Below are 18580 nucleotides of genomic sequence, written 5' to 3'. Positions count from 1 at the left end.
GATGTCCTTTTCAAAGACTATTCTCTTAGCGCTCTTCGCCTGCGCCGCCGCGATGCCGCGGGCCGGCGCCCAGCCCGTTGCCGCCCCGCAAGCGCCCGCGGCGGTGACGGTGCCCAACTTCTGGAACCCGCGCAGCCGCGGCGAGCGGGTCGAGGCGCCGCAGACCGGCCGGGCCGTGCGCTTCCTGACCGACGACGAGTTCCCGCCGCTGCACTTCGCCGGCCCCGACGGGAACCCGACCGGCTTCGCGGTGGAGCTGGCCCGCGCGGTCTGCGAGAAGCTGGCGATCACCTGCACCGTGCAGGCCCGGCGCTTCGACACCCTTCTCGACGGCCTGACCGAGAAGCAGGGCGACGTCGTCGCCGCCGCGATCCCGCTGACGCCGACGCTGCGGGCGACGTTCGCCGCGACGCGGCCCTATTTCCGGTGGCCGGCGCGCTTCGCCGCCCGCGTCGACCGCGGCCTGCCGGTTCCCTCGGCGGGCGCGCTGGCGGGCAAGTCGGTGGCGGGCAAGTCGGTGGCGGTGGTCGGCGGCAGCGCCCACGCCGCCTACCTCCAGGCGTTCTTTCCCAAGGCCGAGGCGAAGCCGTTTTCCGACCTCGCCTCCGCCGAGGGCGCGGTGAAGCGCGGCGAGGCCGACTACGTCTTCGCCGACGGGCTCGGCCTCGCCCTCTGGGTCGGCGGCCTGGAGGCGGGCAATTGCTGCGCCCTGACCGGCGGCGACTACCTGGAGAACCGCTACTTCGGCGAAGGCATCGGGCTGATCACCCGACAGGAGGACGCGGCCCTGTCGCGGGCGCTGGACGACGCGCTCCAGCGGGTGTGGGACGACGGGAAGTACACCGAGCTGTACCTGCGGTTCTTCCCCGTGAGCCCGTTCTGATTCAGGGCCATCGCTCGAAAGCGCCGGCCCTGCGTTCCTGACGCCTCGATCGCCGGCGCCCGCCTCCGCGGGCTTGGGTTTGGGCTTTCGCTCCGCGGTGCGCTCTTCGCGCCCTGCGTTCTGGTCCTTTTCGGATTTCGCATCGCGGTAAACCGCACGAGAGCATTTTCAGTGATCTTTGCATCACCGAAAATATTCTCACTTGTTGCGGGATTGCATTTTCTTCACGCGAGCCGGCATCCCCCTCGCTCGAAAATGCTCTAGGGTGCCGCACCCGCAAAAACCCCATGTCACACGCGAAGCGTCTCGAAGCCCATGTCCGCGCCTCTCCACCTCGACCCCGACCTGATCGAGGCCGCAGCCCACGCCGCCGCCTGGCCGTTCGAGGAGGCGCGCAAGCTCGTGGCGCGGCTGGAGCGCCGGCCCAAGCACGAGGTGCTGTTCGAGACCGGCTACGGCCCGTCGGGCCTGCCGCATATCGGCACCTTCGGCGAGGTGGCGCGGACCTCGATGGTCCGCCACGCCTTCCGGGTCCTGACGAAGGACGCCGTGCCGACCCGGCTGATCGCGTTCTCCGACGACATGGACGGCCTGCGCAAGGTGCCCGAGAACGTCCCGAACCGCGCGATGCTGGCCGGCCACCTCAACCAGCCGCTGACCCGGGTGCCCGATCCGTTCGGGACGCATGACAGCTTCGGCGCGCACAACAACGCGGAGCTGCGCCGCTTCCTCGACGCCTTCGGCTTCGACTACGAGTTCCGCTCGGCCACCGCGTGCTACCGCTCCGGTGCGTTCGACGAGGCCCTGATGCGGGTCGCGGAGCGCTACGACGCGGTGATGGCGATCATGCTGCCGTCGCTGCGCGCCGAGCGCTCGGCCTCGTACTCGCCGTTCCTGCCGCTTCACCCGGTGACGGGGGAAGTGATGCAGGTGGTGATCGACGCGGTGCATGCCGACAAGGGGACGCTCGCCTGGCGCGACCCGAAGACGGGCGAGGCCTACGAGACCCCGATCACCGGCGGCCACGCCAAGCTGCAATGGAAGCCCGACTGGGCGATGCGCTGGGTGGCGCTCGGCATCGACTACGAGATGGCGGGCAAGGACCTGATCGACTCGGTGAAGCTCTCCGGGCAGATCGCCCGGGCGCTCGGCGGCGAGCCGCCGGAAGGCTTCAACTACGAGCTGTTCCTCGACGAGAAGGGCCAGAAGATCTCGAAGTCGAAGGGCAACGGGCTCACGATCGACGACTGGCTCGCCTACGGCACGCCCGAGAGCCTGAGCCTGTTCATGTACAACAAGCCGCGCGAGGCCAAGCGGCTGTTCTTCGACGTGATCCCGCGGCACGTCGACGAGGTCCTGAACTTCTCCGAGCGCTACGCCGGGCAGGACGCCAAGCTGCGCCTGGGCAACCCGGTCTGGCACATCCATGCCGGAAACCCGCCCGCGCCGGAGCGGATCGGGGAGGGCGCGGAAGGCGGGGCCAAGGGCGGCGTGAGCTTCGCGATGCTGCTCAACCTCGTGGCGGTGGCCAACGCCGAGGAGCCGGGGGTGCTCTGGGGCTTCATCCGCCGCTATGCCGCCGACGTCGGACCCGACACCCATCCCGGCCTCGACCGGCTCGTCGGCCACGCGCTGGCGTACTTTCGCGATTTCGTGCGCCCGGCCAAGAGCTACCGCGCGCCGAGCCCGGAGGAGCGCGCAGCCCTCGAGGACCTCTCCGCGTCGCTCGCCGAGCACGACGGCTCGACCGATCCGGAAGGCCTCCAGGCGGTGGTCTACGAGGTCGGCCGGCGGCATTTCCCGGACCTGTCGGGCAAGGGCAAGAGCCCGGACGGGCGGCCCGGCGTGTCGCAGGCGTGGTTCACCACGATCTACAACGTGCTGTTCGGCGAGGCCCGCGGCCCGCGCTTCGGCTCGTTCGTGGCGCTCTACGGCGTGGCCGAGACCCGCGCGCTGATCGCCAAGGCGCTGTCGGGCGACCTGCTCGCCGAGCACGCGGCGTTCAAGGCGGACCGGGCGGCGAAATCCGCCTGAGGAAGACGGCCCTTCGCCGCGGCCGGACGCAGGGTGCCCGCAGCGCTCACGCGTTCGGCACCGCCACCTTCTGGCGCAACCCCGCGATCACCGCGCGCAGGATGTCGGCGCCCGCCTCGGCGCCGGCCTGGGGACCCATGTCGCCGCGCACCGCGTAGATGCGCTCGTGGACGAAGGCGAGCTTGGCGATCACCGCGGGCGTCAGGCGGAACGGGTAGAGGTCCGGCTGGCCCATGCTGCGCGAGAGCGAGTTCACCGCGTAGGTGAGGGGCAGCCACGCCGCGATCAGCTTGTCGAGGTCGGGGGTGCGATAGGGGTCGAAGTCGATCACCACCGGCTCGCTCGGCCCCCGGCGCAGCTGCGGCCGCAGCTGCAGCGCGAAGGTGGATGCGGTCTCCACCGTGTCGACGATGTGCAGGTAGTGCGCCCAGGTCTCGGCGAAGTCCTCCCACGGGTGGCTGGTGGCGTAGGCCGAGACGTAGGATTCCTCCCAATCGCTCGGGGCGCCGTGGGCGTAGTGGGTCTGCAGGGCGCCGACGTAGTTCAGGCTCTCGTCGCCGAACAAGTTGCGGAACGTCCACAGGTGCGGGCTGTTCTGGACGAGCAGGTACCAGAAGTAATGCCCGATCTCGTGACGGAAGTGCCCGAGCAGGGTGCGGTAATGCTCGCCGAAGCGGATCCGGCGCCGCTCGCGCTCGACGTCGTCGGCCTCGGCGATGTTCATGCTGATCAGGCCGTTGAGGTGGCCCGTCAGCACCGGCGGCCCGATCAGGAAGCTCTCGGACGGGTCGACGAGGAAGTCGAAGGCGAGCCCGTCGGTGTAGGCGGCCCGCGTCGCCAGCGGCAGGTCGAGGCGCAGCAGCGAGTAGAACAGCCGGTGCTTGGCCGCCTCCACCTGGCGCCAGCGGGTCAGGTTCCAGGCGAGCGTCAGGTCGGGCACCACGCGGTTGTGGCGACAGGTGACGCAGAACGTCTCGGGCGCGTCGTCCGGGACGAGCCAGTTGCAGGCCGCGTGCCGGGCGTTGGCGCAGAACCGGTAGCGCGGCCCGGGGCGCGCGTAGGCGTGGAAGGTCTGCGCCGCGCCCGAGCCGGGATGGGCCGATTGCCCGGACGGCTCCAGCGCCGAGATCTCGTGCACCTCGCAGACGTAGCCGAGGCGCCGCTGGCAGCTGTCGCAGGCCGTGCTCTCGAACGTGAGCGGCTGGTCGCAGGCTTGGCACTGGAAGATCTTCATGGCGGGTCCCGGCGCCCGAGGCGGGCAAGCACCCTGTCGTCGAAGGCGTCGTCGGCAGATGTCGGCGAGCGCAGGCAGGCGGCCCGCCCTCGCCGCATCAAACGGGCTTGCCCGGCAAAGTTCCCCGGGCGGGCGAAGGGGCAGGCGAAGGGGCGTGCGAAGAGGCGGGCGGAGCGGAATTCACGCGGCGCGCCGCAGGGAGCCGGAGGCCGCATGGAAATTGCTTGCCTCCCCCCCTTTGCCGCATAAGGCGAAGACGAGGGCACCGCCGGATTCGGTCCGGCCGCCACCTGCTTCGCCCAGACGAGAGTGCCCGTGTCGATCAAAGCCGCCCTGCACCACGTCACCCACTACACCTACGACCGGCCGATCGCGCTCGGTCCCCAGGTGATCCGCCTGCGGCCGGCGCCGCATGCCCGCACGAAGATCCCCTCCTACACCCTCAAGGTGACCCCGGAGAACCACTTCGTGAACTGGCAGCAGGACCCGAACGGGAACTGGCTCGCCCGGCTGGTCTTCCCGGAGAAGACCAGCGAGCTGAAGATCGAGGTCGACCTCACCGCCGACATGTCGGTGATCAACCCGTTCGACTTCTTCGTCGAGGACTACGCGCAGACCCGCCCCTTCGCCTACGCCCCGGACCTCGTCGCCGAGCTCGCGCCCTACCGCGTCCTCGACGACGCGCAGGGGCCCGAGATCGACGACTTCCTGACGCGCCTGCCGGCCGAGCCGAACACCGTGCTGTTCCTCGTGGCGCTGAACGCGCAGATCAGCCGCGAGGTCGCCTACGGCGTCCGCATGGAGCCGGGCGTCCAGACGCCGGCCGAGACCCTGACCCTGAAGAGCGGCTCGTGCCGCGATTCCGGCTGGCTCCTCGTCCAGGTGCTGCGCCGCATCGGCTTCGCCGCCCGCTTCGTCTCGGGCTACCTGATCCAGCTCGTGCCCGACACCACCGCGGTCGACGGCCCCGAGGGCACCAAGACCGACTTCACCGACCTGCACGCCTGGGCCGAGGTCTACCTGCCGGGAGCGGGCTGGATCGGCCTCGACGCCACCTCCGGCCTGCTCTGCGGGGAAGGGCACATCCCGCTCGCCGCCACCCCGCACTACCATTCGGCTGCGCCGATCTCGGGGCTGGCCGAGCCGGCCAAGGTCGAGTTCGGCTTCGAGATGACCGTGACCCGGGTCGAGGAGAGCCCGCGGATCACCAAGCCGTTCTCGGACGCGGTCTGGGCCGCCATGGACGTGCTCGGCGACCGGGTCGACGCCGACCTCGTCGCCCAGGACGTGCGCCTGACCATGGGCGGCGAGCCGACCTTCGTCTCGATCGACGACTTCGAGGCGCCCGAGTGGAACATCGCCGCCGTCGGCCCGTCGAAGCGGGGGCTGGCCGACCAGCTGATCCGGCGCCTGCGCGACCGCTTCGCGCCGGGCGGCATGCTGCATTACGGCCAGGGCAAGTGGTATCCGGGCGAGAGCCTGCCGCGCTGGGCCTTCGCGCTCTACTGGCGCCGCGACGGCCGCCCGATCTGGCGCGACGCCGACCTGATCGCGCGGGAGGACGCCCCGAAGTCGGCCGACGCCGACGCCGCGCGCAAGCTGATCGACGCGGTCGCCGGGCATTTCGGCCTGGGCGACTACGTGATGCCGGCCTACGAGGACCCGGCGCACTGGGAGGAGAAGACCGCCGAGCTTCCCGTCAACGTGACGACGCAGGAGGCCAAGAGCGGCTCGGTGGAGTTCGATTCGCGCATCAGCCGCGTCTACGAGCGGGGGCTCGGCAATCCGGCCGGCTTCGTCCTGCCGCTCGCGAGCCTGCCCACCGGCAAGGACGGCGATTCCGACCGGGTCTGGATCTCGGAGGCCTGGGCCTTCCGGCGAGGCCAGGCCTTCCTGGTGCCCGGCGACTCGCCGCTCGGCTTCCGCCTGCCGCTCGGCTCGCTCCCGCACGTGCCGCCGGAGCACTACCCCTATTACCAGCCGCAGGACCCGCTGGAGCCGCGCGATCCCCTGCCCGAGGGACATCCGGGCGAGGGACATCCGGGCGAGGGGCCGGGCAAGGAGGCAGGGAAGGCGACCGTCAACGGCGGCGGCATCACCGGCGTCGCGGTGCGCACCGCGCTCGCCGTCGAGCCCCGCGACGGGACGCTGCGGGTGTTCATGCCCCCGACCCAGCGCGCCGACGAGTACCTCGAGCTGATCGGCGTGCTCGAGGCGGCGGCGGACAAGCTCGGGCTGGCGATCCACGTCGAGGGCTACGAGCCGCCCTTCGACCCGCGCCTCAACGTCATCAAGGTCACCCCCGACCCGGGCGTGATCGAGATCAACGTCCACCCGGCGACCTCCTGGCGCGAGGCGGTGGCGATCACCACCGACCTCTACGCCGACGCGCGGCAGACGCGGCTCGGCGCGGAAAAGTTCATGGTGGACGGGCGCCACACCGGGACGGGCGGCGGCAACCACGTGGTGATGGGCGGCGCGACGCCCGACGACTCGCCGTTCCTGCGCCGGCCCGACCTCCTGAAGAGCCTGGTGCTGTACTGGCAGCGCCACCCGGCGCTCTCGTACCTGTTCTCGGGCCTCTACATCGGCCCGACGAGCCAGGCCCCGCGCATGGACGAGGCCCGCCACGACGGCCTCTACGAGCTGGAGATCGCGCTGGCGCAGGTGCCGGGCCCGGACGAGCCCAACATCCCGCGCTGGCTCGTCGACCGGGTGTTCCGCAACATCCTCGTGGACGTCACCGGCAACACCCACCGCTCCGAGATCTGCATCGACAAGCTGTACTCGCCCGACGGGCCGACCGGGCGGCTCGGCCTGCTCGAGTTCCGCGCCTTCGAGATGCCGCCGGACCCGCGCATGAGCCTCGCGCAGCAATTGCTGCTGCGGGCGCTGGTGGCGTGGCTGTGGCGCGAGCCGCAGGTCGGCGGCTGTGTCCGCTGGGGCACGGGCCTGCACGATCGCTTCATGCTCCCGCATTTCCTCTGGGCCGACTTCCTCGACGTGCTGGAGGATCTGCGGGCCGCGGGCTACGACTTCGACCCCACGGCCTTCGAGGCGCAGGCCGCGTTCCGCTTCCCCGTCTTCGGCCGGGTCGAGCATGGCGGCGTGAAGCTCGAGCTCCGTCAGGCGCTGGAACCGTGGCACGTGATGGGCGAGGAGGGGACCAGTGCCGGCACCGTCCGCTTCGTCGACAGCTCGGTGGAGCGCCTGCAGGTCAAGGTCGAGGGCTTCGTGCCCGGCCGCCACGTCATCGCCTGCAACGGCCGGCGCCTGCCGATGACCGGCACCGGCACGAACGGCGAAGCGGTGGCGGCCCTGCGGTTCAAGGCCTGGCAGCCGGCCTCGTCGCTGCACCCGACGATCCCCGCCCACTCGCCGCTGACCTTCGACATCCTCGACAGCTGGAGCGGGCGCTCGCTCGGCGGCTGCCGCTATCACGTCGCCCATCCGGGCGGGCGCAACTACGAGACCCATCCGGTCAACACCTACGAGGCGGAGGGGCGGCGGCTGGCCCGCTTCCAGGCCCACGGCCACACGCCGGGCAAGGTCGCGATGCCGGCGCCCGAGACCAACCCCGAATTCCCCCACACCCTCGACCTGAGAACGCCGAAACCGACATGAGCTCGACGCTGGGGGCGGCACAGGTCACGGCGGGGTATCAGGCGGCGACCGGGCCGGACGCGGCGGACGAGCCCGACCGGCTCGCCCGCTGGACCGACGGCTATCGGCCCGAGCCCGGACGCCCGGACGAGTACCGCGACGCCGACGGTCGCCCGCGCGGCGCGTGGCCCCGGCTGCTGGAACGGCTCGCGCGGCTCTCCGAGCCCGAGATCATGGCCCGCTTCGTCTCGGCCGAGCGCCACATCCGCGACACCGGCATCTCGTTCCGCATCTACGGCGACCAGCGCGAGCATGCCTGGCCGCTGGGCTCGCTGCCGCTGGTGATCGAGGCGGCCGAGTGGCGGAGCTTGAGCGCCGGGCTGATCCAGCGGGCCGAGCTGATGGAGGCGGTCCTCGCCGACGTCTACGGGCCGGGCCGCCTCGTCGCCGACGGCCTGCTGCCCGCGGCCGTGGTCGCCGGCAGCCCCGAGTTCCTGCGCCCGCTGCAGGGGGTCTCGCCCCCCGGCGGGCGCTGGCTCAAGCTCTACGCCGCCGACATCGGCCGCGGGCCGGACGGGGCGTGGCGGGTGCTGGCCGACCGGACGCAGGCGCCCTCCGGCCTCGGCTACGCCCTGGAGAACCGGATGGTGCTCGGCCGCACCTTCCCGGACGTGCTCGAAAGCCTGCAGGTCGAGCGCTTCCCCGCCTTCTTCCAGGCGTTCCGCGAGGGCCTGGCGTCCGGCGCCGCGCGCTCGGACCCGCGCATCTGCCTGCTGACGTCGGGCCCCTACAGCAGCACCTACGTCGAGCAGGCCGCGCTCGCGCGCTATCTCGGCCTGATGCTCGTGGAAGGCGACGACCTCGTCATGCAGGACGGGTGCCTGCACGTGCGCACCGTCTCCGGCCTGAAGCGGGCCGACGCGGTCTGGCGCCGGATCGACGGCGACTTCCTCGATCCGCTGGAGCTCAACCCGGCCTCGCGGCTCGGCATCCCCGGGGTGATCGAGGCCTTGCGCAACGGCAGCCTGGTGATGGCCAACATGCCGGGCTCCGGCGTGGTCGAGTCGGCGGCCCTCAGCCCCTATCTCGACGGCATCGCCCAGCGCCTCCTCGGCGAGGGCCTGAAGCTGAAGAGCCCGCCGGCCTGGTGGTGCGGCGATCCCGCCGGGCTCGCCCACGTCCGGGACAACCTCGACGCGATGACGCTGCGCCCGGCCGCCACGCCGCAGCGCGGGGCGGGGCGCGACGCGATCCTCGGGCCGCAGGCGCTCGCGGCCGAACGCGAGCGGGTGCTCGCGGCCTTCCGGGACCGGCCGTTCGACTTCGTGGGCCAGGACCTCGGCCCGCTCTCGACCATGCCGGCCTGGGAGCGGACCGACCGGGGCCTGCACCTCGTCCCCCGCCCCTTCGCGCTCCGCGTCTTCGCGGCCCGCACCCCCGACGGCTGGCGGGTGATGCCGGGCGGCTTCTGCCGGGTCTCCGAGCGCGAGAACGTCGACCCGATCGAGATGCGCCTCGGCATCCGCTCGGCCGACGTCTGGATCCTCTCCGAGAACCCGGTCGACGTCCGGCATCTCGGGCAGCAGGCCACGCCGCGGGTGCGGCGCATCTCCGGTCACCTGCCCTCGCGGGCGGCCGACAGCCTGTTCTGGTTCGGCCGCTACGTCGAGCGCGCGGAGGCGGTGATCCGCCTGACGCTGGCGCATCTGCGCAGCGTGGGCGACGCCGTCGTCACCGACATCTCGGGCGACACCGAGGCCCCCACCGCCTTGCGCATCCGCGCGCTGCTGGAGGAATGGGGCGCGACCCGGTCCGCTGACATGCCGACCGCGGCGCTGGCGCAGGAGGCCCTGGTCGGGCGCGAGGTGCACGGCTCGGCCCGCGCCCACGTGATCTCGGCGCGCACCAACGCGGCGACCCTGCGCGCCCGGCTCTCGGGCGAGGCGTGGCGGGTGCTCGCCGACCTGATCGACCTGCTCTCCCTCGACGCCGCCCGCGCGTTCACCGAATCGCAGCTGCTCGGGCGGGCCGAGCGGGCGCTGAGCCACATCGCGGCGCTCTCCGGGCTGACGCACGAGAACATGAACCGCGCCGCCGGATGGCACTTCGTCGACCTCGGGCGGCGGATCGAGCGGGCGATCAACACCAGCGCCTTCACCCTGGCCTTCGCCCACGACGAGGCCGGGGCCGACTGCCTCGGCGTGCTGCTGTCGCTCACCGATTCGCAGGTCACCTACGGCGCGCGCTACATGCAGGGCGTGGCCCTCGACCCCGTGCGCGACATGGTGCTCCTCGACCCCTACAACCCGCGCTCGGTCGCCTTCCAGGCGGAGGCGATCGGCCGGCACCTGGCCGAGCTGCCGGCGCTTTCGGCCGACGGCATCCCCGAGCCGCATTGCCGCCTGGCCGCACGGATCGTGGCGGCGCTCCGCAGCGGCGAGGCCGCCGACTTCGACGTCGTCGGGCTGACGCGGATCGAGGACGACCTGGAGCGGCTCGCCGACACCATCGCCGGCCGCTACTTCCCCAACGGCCCCCACGCCCTGCGGCCCGAGAAGCTGGCGGGGCTGGCGTGATCTACACGCTGCGCCACGTCACCACCTACACCTACGCGAAGCCCGTGAGCTTCGCGCGCTGCTCGCTGCGCCTGAAGCCCGCCGAGGGCGAGGGCCAGTCGGTGATCGAGAGCGTGGTGACGATCGACCCGAGCCCGGCCACCGCGGTGATCCGGCGCGACACGTTCGGCATCGAGACCGTGGGCATCACCCTGGACGCGCCGCACACCCGGTTCCGGGTCGAGGCGCTGTCGAAGGTGCGGGTCGAGCGCGCGCCGCCGCCCGCCCCCGAATCCGGCCGCGGCTGGGAGGCGGCGCGGGCGGCCGCGATCGCGTCCCGCGACCTCGGGGCGGACGCGCCGGTCCACTTCCTGTTCCCCAGCGCCCGGGTGCCGCTGCTGCCCGACGTGACCGACTATGCGCGAAAGAGCTTCTCGCCCGGGCGCAGCGCCTACGGCGCCGCCTTCGACCTGATGACGCGCATCCGCGCCGACTTCCGCTTCGACGCGAAGGCCACGGACGTGCACACGCCGCTCTCGGAGGCCTTCGCCCTGCGCGCCGGGGTCTGCCAGGACTTCGCCCACGTGATGATCGCGGGCCTGCGCGGGATGGGGCTGCCGGCGGCCTATGTCAGCGGGTATCTCCGGACGATCCCGCCGGCCGGCCGGCCGCGCCTGCGCGGCGCCGACGCGAGCCACGCCTGGGTCGCGGTCTGGTGCGGCGACGGCTGGCTCGGCCTCGATCCGACCAACGGCATCGGCGTGCGCGACGACCACATCGTCGTGGCCCGCGGGCGCGACTACGGCGACGTCGCCCCGATCGACGGCATCGTCAGCGGCTCGGGCAAGCAGAAGCTCAAGGTCGAGGTCGACGTGATCCCTCAGGACGAGGCGGAGGCGCTGGCCCTCGTCGGCTGAGCGCCGCCCGCCGTCAGCGGCCCGGTTCGATCTGGAGCGTGAAGCGCTGGCGCGGGTCGCGCCGGAACGACAGCAGGTCGGACGCCGCCGCGAGATGCGCGCGCAGCCTCGGCAGCGCGTCGGCGAGACGCGGATGCGCGGGCAGCATGCGCATCCGTGCAGCCAGGCCCGCGAACGCCGCGGCCGCCCGGCCGCCGAACGTGGCCGCCACTCGACCCGCCATCCGACCCGCCACACCATCAGCCATTTGGCCGCGCAGGCCCGAGCGCGGACGCCCGGCGCCCGCGCGCTCCGGCGCCGCGACGGGGACGTAGAGCGCCTCGAAGAACGACAGGTCGAGGATGCTGGCGCCGTCCGCGTCGGTGACCGCCATCACGGCGTTCAGCAGGCGCGGCTCGCCGCCGTGCTGGACGACGAGGCGGCGGATGATGGTGCGCGCCACCGCGCGCGCCTCCTCGGCGTCCTGGACGAGCTGCCCGGTGCGTTCCGGCAGGAAGGCGTCGTCGAGGCGGATGTTGAAGTATGCGTGGATCATGATCGAACGCCCCGTTCCTCAGGTTGCGTGGGCCGGCGGACCTCCGACGACGGTCGATGGCAAGTCCCATGGGTCGGGACCCATGAGGTCCGGCGGATTGCCGCCGCCCCGCAATCGCGGGGGCCAGCCCTCGATGAGGCGGGCTCATCGAGGGCTGGTGTCAGGCGGCCTGGGCGCCGGGGTCGGCGGCGTCTGCCGCCGGGATGAGCCGCGGATGGAAGGCGTCGGCCAGGCGTTCGAGGCGGTGGGCCATGTCCCGCACCTCGTTGAGGGCGATGGACTTCTGGCCTTCCTTCACGGCGCGCGTGATGTCGCTGATCTGCGTCGTCGCGATGCGCTTCAGCTCGGTCGCGAGCTGGTCCTTGGTCATCATCGGTCCGGGTTCCGGTGCTGGTCGGGGGACACCGTGGCGCGGCGTCCGTTACCAGTCGGTTTCCCATCCTCCGAGGTCGCCGGAAGAGCGGTGGACAAGTCCGTCAGGAACGAATCCGGCGGCCGGACGGGACGCGCCGCCGGCCCCTTCGGACCGGCGGCGGACGCGGCACCGGCCGGGCGCGCGGGATCAGACCAAATCCGGTCGATCCCTTCGGGATGGCGGATTCGGGCTTCGCTCAAGCGCCGCGCGGGCTTGCCTGACACGGCCTCCGCTTCGATCAAGCGAAAGGCCTTGTCAGGCCGTGGGGTGCTGCGTCGCGAGGCGCTCGGCGAGGCCGAAGCCGACCCGGACGAGGAGGGCCTCGAGGGTCGCCTTCATCTCCGGCGTGCCGGCTTCCTCGATCAGGCCGTGCGCCTCGATGCAGATCTCGGCGAGGCGCTCCATCGGGTTGTCGGGCTCGGTGGGGGCGGGAAGGGTCTGGCGGGTCATCGGTGCGTTCGCGTGTTGGCGTCTGTCGGGGGTCCGGCGGCGGCGCCGCCGGAGCGGACGGGTCTCAGCTGGCCAGGCGCTGGGGCAGGGCGGGCCGGGCGGTGAGCACGGAGGCGGCGTCGCCCCGGGTCTCGCGCAGGCGCCGGAGCGTGCGCACGTCGAAGGCCGCGACCACGGCGAGGGTGTCCTCGCCGGCGATCCGGCAGGGCAGGCCGAGGGGCGTCACCCGGAAATGCAGCTGCACGAGGCGCAGCAGCCAGAGCGGGTTCATCTCGATGACGATCGACTCGATGCCGCTCTCCAGGCCCCACTCGACGATGCCGGCGAGCAGCGCGCTGCCGACCGGGCTCAGGATGCGGCCGCGGTCGCGCACGTCCCGCTGCACGGCGTAGCGGGTCCACTCCCAGACCCGGGCGCTGCGCGGCGCCTCGACCTCGCAGAGCTCCGGCAGCACCTCGGTGAGCAGGTAGGGGCGGGTGGTCGGCAGCATGCGCTGGTAGCCGACGACGCGGTCCTCCTGCATCGCCAGCATGTGGACGGCGTGGCCGTCGTCGAACTGGTCGATCTCGCGTCCGTCGGGCTTGGCGAGGTCGTGCCAGCCCTTCTCTTCGACGAAGACTTGGTGCCGCAGGCGATAGGCCTGCTCCATGGCATCGCGGTAACGATCGACGTTCTCAGGGGTGACGATATGGATCAAGACGGCCTCCATTGATTGGCCGTCAGTATCGTTCCTAAGTATTTCTCCGAAAGTACGCGTTCGCGTACTATTCTGCACTTAAAATTGGCGCAGCTTGACTGGATTTGATCAATCCGTCCGCGTTTGCGGTCGGCCGCGCCGCCACCTCGCCGGCAGCCGTTTTCGACGAACCGGTATCCGATACGAGGGCTTGCTGCGCCTACTTCAGCAACCCGCGACGAAACCCTTCCGCGACCGCGTGCGTCCGGCTTGCGGTGCCGAGCTTGGTCCGGATCGAGCGCAGGTGCTTCTCGGCGCCGTGCTCGGAGATCGACATCAGCTCGCCGATCTCCCACTCGGTCTTGCCGTCGGCGGCCCATTGCAGGGCCTCGCGCTCGCGCGGGGTCAGCCGGACCTCCGGCCGCGGCGGTCCTTCGCCGAGCGCGATCGACCGGCCGAAGGCGTAGCTCGCCACGAGCTGCAGCATGCCGCGCAGCTCCGGCGACGGGTCGAACCGCTCGGCACCGAAGCTGAACCCTGCGACGCGCCCGTCGAGGGTGATCAGCGGCACGGTGAAGCCCTGGCGCAGGCGGAAGTCGCCGGCCTCGTCCATCACCCGCCGGGCGGCGGCGTCGGCGCGGTAGGCCGGCTCGATGTCGGACCAGCGGAACGGGGTCAGGTCGGCGGTCAGGCGGCGGATGGTCGGATCGCGGAAGAGGTGGCCGGCCTTGAAGTAGCGCTCGGTCCACCCGGGCGGCGTGCTGTCGAGCAGGACGTGGGCCGCCTGGTCGCGACGGCTGGTGCCGGGGATCGGGATGATGCCGGCGAACGTGCTCTCGACGCCGAGCTTGGACACCGCGTCGAGCAGCGTGCGGTCCAACGCGTCGACCGAGCCGGCCCGGTCGAAGGCCTGGAACAGGCCGTAGGTGACGTCGAGGGCCTTCGTGATCATGCGTTGCGCAGCCCTTTCGCAGGAGCCGTACGACGGAGCCGGCCGTCGCCCGCCGGTCGCGGACGCGACGGATATCGCGTCCGGCGGCTGGACAGACACCATCCTGCCCTGTTTATAGAGTCTTGTAAGTTTATTCTAGGTTGCATAACGAGACCGTGGCGTAAGGAGCCCACCGTGGAGGACGGCCGGAACGACGGATCGGATCGATCCGAACGGGCGCAGATCCTGCTGGGCAAGATCGCGGAACTGCTTCGCGTCGACACGGCGTTCTTCCTCGGCCCGCGCACCGGCGTCCAGGCCTCCGATCCGGACCCTGCCGAATTGCTGCGGCTGTTCCAATCCATCGGCGACGCGGAGCTCCGCCGCTCGGTGATCGCCATGCTGAAGGACCTCGAGGCGAAGGACGACACCCGCCGCGATTCCTGAGGGCGCGACGCCCCGCGTCCTCGCGCCCGCTTGCCCCCGGACGGGCGCGGACGATGTCTGGACGACGTGTCCCACATCTTCGAGGCCTGCGTGCTCAGAATTTCGATCCCGTCCCGAGCGGCCGCTCGCCCGCATGCGCGCCTCTCCGTTCCCGGCTTCGCCACCCCCCACCTCGCCATCGCCTACCTCGCCTTGCCCCTGCTCGCGCTCGCGCTCGGGGCCGCGCCGGCGGCGGCGATCGAGGGCGGCGCCGCGGGGCGGGCGGGCGACGCGCTCGCGCAGGCCACCGTCGGGCTCGGCACCGTGACCGACCCCGGGGACGGCCTGCACCTCTCGCGCTGCACCGGCGTCCTGATCGCCCCGGACCTGATCCTCACGGCGGCCCATTGCGTCAACGGCGATCCGCTCGGCTCGCTCGTCGTGTTCTTCCGCGGCAGTGAGCCGGTGAAGCCGGTCCGCACCGCCCGCGTGACCGCGCGCTACAGCCCCGACCCCGGGCAGATGACCTCGAACGTGGTCGACGTCGACCTGAACACCCTGTCGCTCGACCTCGCCGTCCTGCGCCTCGCCGAGCCGGTGCGCGACCGCGTGCCGGTCCCGCTCGCCACCGATCCGAGCCGGGTGCCCCGCAGCCTGCGCGTCGCCGGGACCGGCGTGTCCGGCCGCACGGTCGGCCGGCTGCGCACGGTCGGCCTGACGCCCGTCGCGGCGTCGAGCACCGGGCTGACGGTCGCCCGCGTGAACGGCGGCCGCGTCTGCTTCGGCGATTCCGGCGGGCCCGTGGTCGGGCAGGACCGGCGCGGCCTGTTCGTCTGGGGCGTGGCCAGCGCGGTGCTCTCGCGCCAGGCGCCGTGCGGGAACCTCGTCGTGATCGCCCCGGCGGCGCAGGTCTTCACCAGCCCCGGGATGCGCTGACGCGGCCGTCGCGGTTTTTCGGGCCGCCCATGCAACGGCGGCCCGGCAGCGTCGTTGACCCGGCATTACGTCGTCTTGCGTCGCCCGCGCGTTCCTGCGTCGCCGTCGTGCCGCCACCTCGGGTCTGGCGGCCCTGCCGAATTCCGCCGTCCTCGATCGCGCGGGTGCCCCATGCTCTACGAACGCCTGCTCGACCTCGCCCCTGGTACGCGGCTCGAACGCCGCCTCGCCGAGCGCGTCGCCGCCCGGCTTGTGATCGGGCTTCTCCTCGGCCTTCCCCTCTGCGCGGTCGCCGCCTTCGTCCTCGTCGCCGGCGCGGTCCACGCGGTCTTCGCCGCGATCTGGGATGCGGGACGGGTCGCGGGCCTGCGCCTCCGGGACGGGTTCGAAGCCGTCTCGCCGCGCTGAAGCCGGACGCAGGCGGTCGCACCGGGAACGCCCGGTCGCATCCGGGGTTGGTAGCCGCGCCGCGGTGGTGCGCGTTTGCCTGGCTCCCTTGCCGGCCCCTCTGACTGGACGACGGCTCCCCTCGATGCAGGATCGCACCTCCGAGAGCACACCCGCGAGCACCTTGGCGCTGACCCTCGGGATGCTGCGCGAGTCGAGCCGCCTCGTCGGGCGCACGCTCGACCTCGCGCGGACCGAGATCGACGGCAACATCCGCGCACTGATCGGCCTGCTCGCGCTTCTGGGAACGATCGTCGTGCTGCTCGTCGCGGCGTTCTTCGTCTTCCTCGATGCGATGGTGAAGGCGCTCGCGGTGCTGATCGGCTCCGAGGTGGTGGCGGCGCTCGTCGTCGCGAGCCCGTTCCTGGCCGCCGCGGGGCTGCTGGCGGCCCTCGGCCTGCGCCGGATCGCCCGCGCCACCCGGATCGTGCCCCTAAAAGCCCGCGGGCAGGCGGCGCTCGCGACCGGTTCCTGACGGGACGCGGCGGGCAAGCCCCTCGGGCCGCCGGGATTCGGCGCGTCGTCGGGGGATGCGGCGGCCGCCGGCCTCGACAAATCCGGCGCGCTGCGCTTCGTGGATGCACCGCGACGCCCGGACGCCCCTCCGCCATGAAACCGATCCTGCCATCAGCCGTCCTGATCCTCGGCTGCATCGCCGTCGCGTCGGCGCAGGCGCCGAAGCCGCGGAGTTCCGACTTCTTCGCGCGCGACGCCGAGGAGCGGCCCGCCAAGCCGAGGGCGTCGGAGTTCTTCTCCCGCGGCGACGCGCCCGCGCCCGCCATCTCCGCCCTCGGTGCCGACGGCCTCGTCGCCGAGGGCGTCCGCTACGTCTCCGGCGCGATGACGCTCACCGCGCCCCGCATCGAGGTGCGCGGCACGTCCCTGACGCGCGAGGACGTCGCCCGGCTCCTCGACCCCGCCGCGCCCGGCGACCTGCGCGAGCGCCTCGCGGCGATGAAGGCCCGCGAAATCGTGGTGCCGGACCTCGCGATCACGCTCGGCTCGGCCGTCGCCAGCCTGAAGGACCTTCGCCTGTCGGATGTCGGCGACGGCCGGATCGGTGCGGTCGTGGTCGGGCCGGGATCGGTCGCCCTCGGGGAGGGCGCAACGCCCGCCCGCGCCGCGTTCGCGCGGTTCGAGACGGCCGGGGTCGACGCCGACCACCTGCTCGCCCCGTTCCTGCCGCACCCGGCGGACGACGCCAGCGCCCTGAAGGCGGCGTTCGTCGGCGCGGCGCTCGACGGCATCGCGCTGACGAGCCCGGACGGCGACGTCGTCCGGATCGCACGGGTCGTCGGGCGCGACGCCCGCAGCCGCCGCACCGCCGCCGGCCTCGGCGCGACCTTCGACCGGATCGCGGCAAGCCTCGACAAGGAGGCCGACGCCGGCGCGAGCGCCCGCGGGCTGGCGGCCGCGGCCGACCTCCTCGGCGCGTTCCAGGTCGGCAGCCTGGAGGCGGTCGGCCTCGACTACGCGGACCCGCACGGGACGACCGGACGGATCGCGCGGATCGGGCTCGCCGCCGCGGCCGGTGCGCCGGGAAGTGTGCGGCTCGACGGATTCGAGACCGCCGGCCCGGACCTCACGGCGCGCGTCGCCTCCGTCGCGGTCGAGGACGTCTCGCTGCGCAGCCTGATCGACGGGATGGCGGCGGCGGCCGCGACCGGTTCCCGGGTCGGCCCGGCGGAGGCCCGGCGCTTCGTGCCCCAGGTCGGCGCGATCCGGCTCGGCCGCATCGAGGTCGCGAAGTCTGGAGCCAAGGACGGCTCCAAGGATGGCTCCAAGGACGGCACGACAGGCGGTGAAGGCGCCGGCGCGGCAGCCTTCGCCCTCGACGGCCTCGAACTCGTGACCTCCGACCTCGTCGAGGGCGTGCCGACGCGGCTTCGCTTCGCGATGCGTGACCTGTCCGTGCCGGCGGCCTTCGTGTCCGGGCAGGATTCGTCCGGCCAGCTCGCCGCCCTCGGCTACACCGCCGTCGCCACCAGCGTGAGGGCCGACCTCGCCTGGAGCGAGGCGAGCCGGCAGCTCGCCGTGCACGAGATCGCCGTCGAGGGCGGCGGAATGGGCACGGCGAAGCTGCGCGCCGTCGTCGGGAACGTGTCGCGGGACCTGTTCGGCCGCGATCCGGAGGCGGCGACGCGGGCGGCGCTCGGCGCCACCGCACAATCCCTCGACCTCGACATCCAGGATCGCGGCCTGCTCGACCGCGTCCTGGCGATGCAGGCCCGGCAGAGGGGCGTCGCGGCGGAGGACGTCCGCATCGAGTACGCCGCCTACGCCCGCCTCGGCATCCCGCAAATGCTGGGTTCCATGCCGGGCGCCACCGAGCTGGGCCAGGCGGTGGCCCGCTTCATCACGCGGCCCGGCCAGCTCCGGCTCGGCGTGAAGCCGCTGCAGCCGGCCGGCCTCAGCGCGGCCGAGGTGGCGGCGGCCGAGGACCCGGCGACGCTGCTCGGCCGCATCGCGGTGACGGCGACGACCGAGTAGGCGTCGCGAGAACCGACGGCGCCCTTCGCGGCGCCTCTCGCGGCGCCT

The 18580-nt window shown here is 72.6% G+C and carries 16 protein-coding genes; 10 read left to right on the top strand and 6 right to left on the bottom strand.

The window, feature by feature from the left end; genetic code table 11:
* The first annotated feature begins 52 nt into the window (after positions 1-52).
* Both FV234_RS11625 and FV234_RS11620 read left to right on the top strand, forming a co-directional pair.
* Positions 53-883 (top strand): transporter substrate-binding domain-containing protein, encoded by an 831-nt coding sequence (locus FV234_RS11625; protein WP_246686180.1) that lies wholly within the window; start codon positions 53-55, stop codon positions 881-883.
* A 315-nt stretch (positions 884-1198) separates the two neighbouring features.
* Complete coding sequence (locus FV234_RS11620) at positions 1199-2917, top strand: lysine--tRNA ligase (protein ID WP_147829419.1); 1719 nt, start codon at positions 1199-1201, stop codon at positions 2915-2917.
* A gap of 46 nt (positions 2918-2963) precedes the next feature.
* On the opposite strand, the gene FV234_RS11615 is transcribed toward FV234_RS11620, so the two are convergent.
* A complete protein-coding gene (locus tag FV234_RS11615) occupies positions 2964-4151 on the bottom strand; it encodes a putative zinc-binding peptidase (protein WP_147751512.1) in 1188 nt (395 codons plus the stop codon).
* A 315-nt stretch (positions 4152-4466) separates the two neighbouring features.
* On the opposite strand from FV234_RS11615, the gene FV234_RS11610 reads away from it, so the two are divergent.
* The 3 genes from FV234_RS11610 to FV234_RS11600 are packed head-to-tail and all read left to right on the top strand — an operon-like array spanning position 4467 to position 11226.
* Positions 4467-7775: a transglutaminase family protein gene (locus tag FV234_RS11610; protein WP_147829418.1), complete on the top strand. Its 3309-nt coding sequence runs from the start codon at positions 4467-4469 to the stop codon at positions 7773-7775.
* Positions 7772-10330 carry a circularly permuted type 2 ATP-grasp protein gene (locus tag FV234_RS11605; protein WP_147751514.1) on the top strand — a complete coding sequence of 853 codons (2559 nt, stop codon included), beginning with the start codon at positions 7772-7774 and terminating at the stop codon, positions 10328-10330. The genes FV234_RS11610 and FV234_RS11605 overlap by 4 nt, the downstream gene beginning before the upstream one ends.
* Complete coding sequence (locus FV234_RS11600; RefSeq protein WP_147829416.1) at positions 10327-11226, top strand: transglutaminase family protein; 900 nt, start codon at positions 10327-10329, stop codon at positions 11224-11226. The genes FV234_RS11605 and FV234_RS11600 overlap by 4 nt, the downstream gene beginning before the upstream one ends.
* Positions 11227-11239: 13 nt before the next feature.
* On the opposite strand, the gene FV234_RS11595 is transcribed toward FV234_RS11600, so the two are convergent.
* The 5 genes from FV234_RS11595 to FV234_RS11570 form a co-directional block, all read right to left on the bottom strand.
* The gene (locus FV234_RS11595) at positions 11240-11761 is read right to left on the bottom strand and encodes a catalase (protein WP_147754785.1); all 522 of its coding nucleotides are present in this window, start codon (positions 11759-11761) and stop codon (positions 11240-11242) included.
* A 160-nt stretch (positions 11762-11921) separates the two neighbouring features.
* A complete protein-coding gene (locus tag FV234_RS11590; RefSeq protein WP_147754784.1) occupies positions 11922-12134 on the bottom strand; it encodes a hypothetical protein in 213 nt (70 codons plus the stop codon).
* A 297-nt stretch (positions 12135-12431) separates the two neighbouring features.
* Complete coding sequence (locus FV234_RS11580; RefSeq protein ID WP_147816088.1) at positions 12432-12626, bottom strand: hypothetical protein; 195 nt, start codon at positions 12624-12626, stop codon at positions 12432-12434.
* Between the two features lie 64 nt (positions 12627-12690).
* On the bottom strand, positions 12691-13323 hold the full coding sequence (locus FV234_RS11575) for an acyl-homoserine-lactone synthase (protein WP_147754772.1): 633 nt from the start codon (positions 13321-13323) through the stop codon (positions 12691-12693).
* A 199-nt stretch (positions 13324-13522) separates the two neighbouring features.
* The gene (locus tag FV234_RS11570; protein WP_147754771.1) at positions 13523-14254 is read right to left on the bottom strand and encodes an autoinducer binding domain-containing protein; all 732 of its coding nucleotides are present in this window, start codon (positions 14252-14254) and stop codon (positions 13523-13525) included.
* Positions 14255-14428: 174 nt separating this feature from the next.
* Here FV234_RS11570 and FV234_RS11565 point away from each other — a divergent pair, with 174 nt between their 5' ends.
* The 5 genes from FV234_RS11565 to FV234_RS11545 all read left to right on the top strand — a co-directional run bounded on the left by FV234_RS11565 (position 14429) and on the right by FV234_RS11545 (position 18532).
* Positions 14429-14680 carry a hypothetical protein gene (locus FV234_RS11565; protein ID WP_147754770.1) on the top strand — a complete coding sequence of 84 codons (252 nt, stop codon included), beginning with the start codon at positions 14429-14431 and terminating at the stop codon, positions 14678-14680.
* A gap of 66 nt (positions 14681-14746) precedes the next feature.
* Positions 14747-15595 (top strand): trypsin-like serine protease, encoded by an 849-nt coding sequence (locus FV234_RS11560; protein ID WP_238271521.1) that lies wholly within the window; start codon positions 14747-14749, stop codon positions 15593-15595.
* Between the two features lie 171 nt (positions 15596-15766).
* Positions 15767-16003, top strand: coding sequence for a hypothetical protein (locus FV234_RS11555; protein ID WP_147829412.1), 237 nt, complete (start codon positions 15767-15769; stop codon positions 16001-16003).
* A gap of 124 nt (positions 16004-16127) precedes the next feature.
* On the top strand, positions 16128-16517 hold the full coding sequence (locus FV234_RS11550; RefSeq protein ID WP_187273657.1) for a phage holin family protein: 390 nt from the start codon (positions 16128-16130) through the stop codon (positions 16515-16517).
* A 134-nt stretch (positions 16518-16651) separates the two neighbouring features.
* Positions 16652-18532 carry a hypothetical protein gene (locus FV234_RS11545; RefSeq protein WP_147829409.1) on the top strand — a complete coding sequence of 627 codons (1881 nt, stop codon included), beginning with the start codon at positions 16652-16654 and terminating at the stop codon, positions 18530-18532.
* Positions 18533-18580: the final 48 nt, after the last annotated feature.

The organism is Methylobacterium sp. WL8, assembly GCF_008040045.1.
Taxonomy (GTDB): domain Bacteria; phylum Pseudomonadota; class Alphaproteobacteria; order Rhizobiales; family Beijerinckiaceae; genus Methylobacterium; species Methylobacterium cerastii.
Note: the sequence above shows the minus strand (reverse complement) of the source record. Positions and strands in the feature narration are given on the sequence as shown.

Excerpts from the sequence above, each read along its gene's own strand:
- FV234_RS11625 (WP_246686180.1), top strand. The coding sequence starts at position 53 with ATGCCGCGGGCCGGCGCCCAGCCCGTTGCCGCCCCGCAAGCGCCCGCG.
- FV234_RS11620 (WP_147829419.1), top strand. The coding sequence starts at position 1,199 with ATGTCCGCGCCTCTCCACCTCGACCCCGACCTGATCGAGGCCGCAGCC.
- FV234_RS11615 (WP_147751512.1), bottom strand. The coding sequence starts at position 4,151 with ATGAAGATCTTCCAGTGCCAAGCCTGCGACCAGCCGCTCACGTTCGAG.
- FV234_RS11605 (WP_147751514.1), top strand. The coding sequence starts at position 7,772 with ATGAGCTCGACGCTGGGGGCGGCACAGGTCACGGCGGGGTATCAGGCG.
- FV234_RS11595 (WP_147754785.1), bottom strand. The coding sequence starts at position 11,761 with ATGATCCACGCATACTTCAACATCCGCCTCGACGACGCCTTCCTGCCG.
- FV234_RS11590 (WP_147754784.1), bottom strand. The coding sequence starts at position 12,134 with ATGATGACCAAGGACCAGCTCGCGACCGAGCTGAAGCGCATCGCGACG.
- FV234_RS11580 (WP_147816088.1), bottom strand. The coding sequence starts at position 12,626 with ATGACCCGCCAGACCCTTCCCGCCCCCACCGAGCCCGACAACCCGATG.
- FV234_RS11570 (WP_147754771.1), bottom strand. The coding sequence starts at position 14,254 with ATGATCACGAAGGCCCTCGACGTCACCTACGGCCTGTTCCAGGCCTTC.
- FV234_RS11555 (WP_147829412.1), top strand. The coding sequence starts at position 15,767 with ATGCTCTACGAACGCCTGCTCGACCTCGCCCCTGGTACGCGGCTCGAA.
- FV234_RS11550 (WP_187273657.1), top strand. The coding sequence starts at position 16,128 with ATGCAGGATCGCACCTCCGAGAGCACACCCGCGAGCACCTTGGCGCTG.
- FV234_RS11545 (WP_147829409.1), top strand. The coding sequence starts at position 16,652 with ATGAAACCGATCCTGCCATCAGCCGTCCTGATCCTCGGCTGCATCGCC.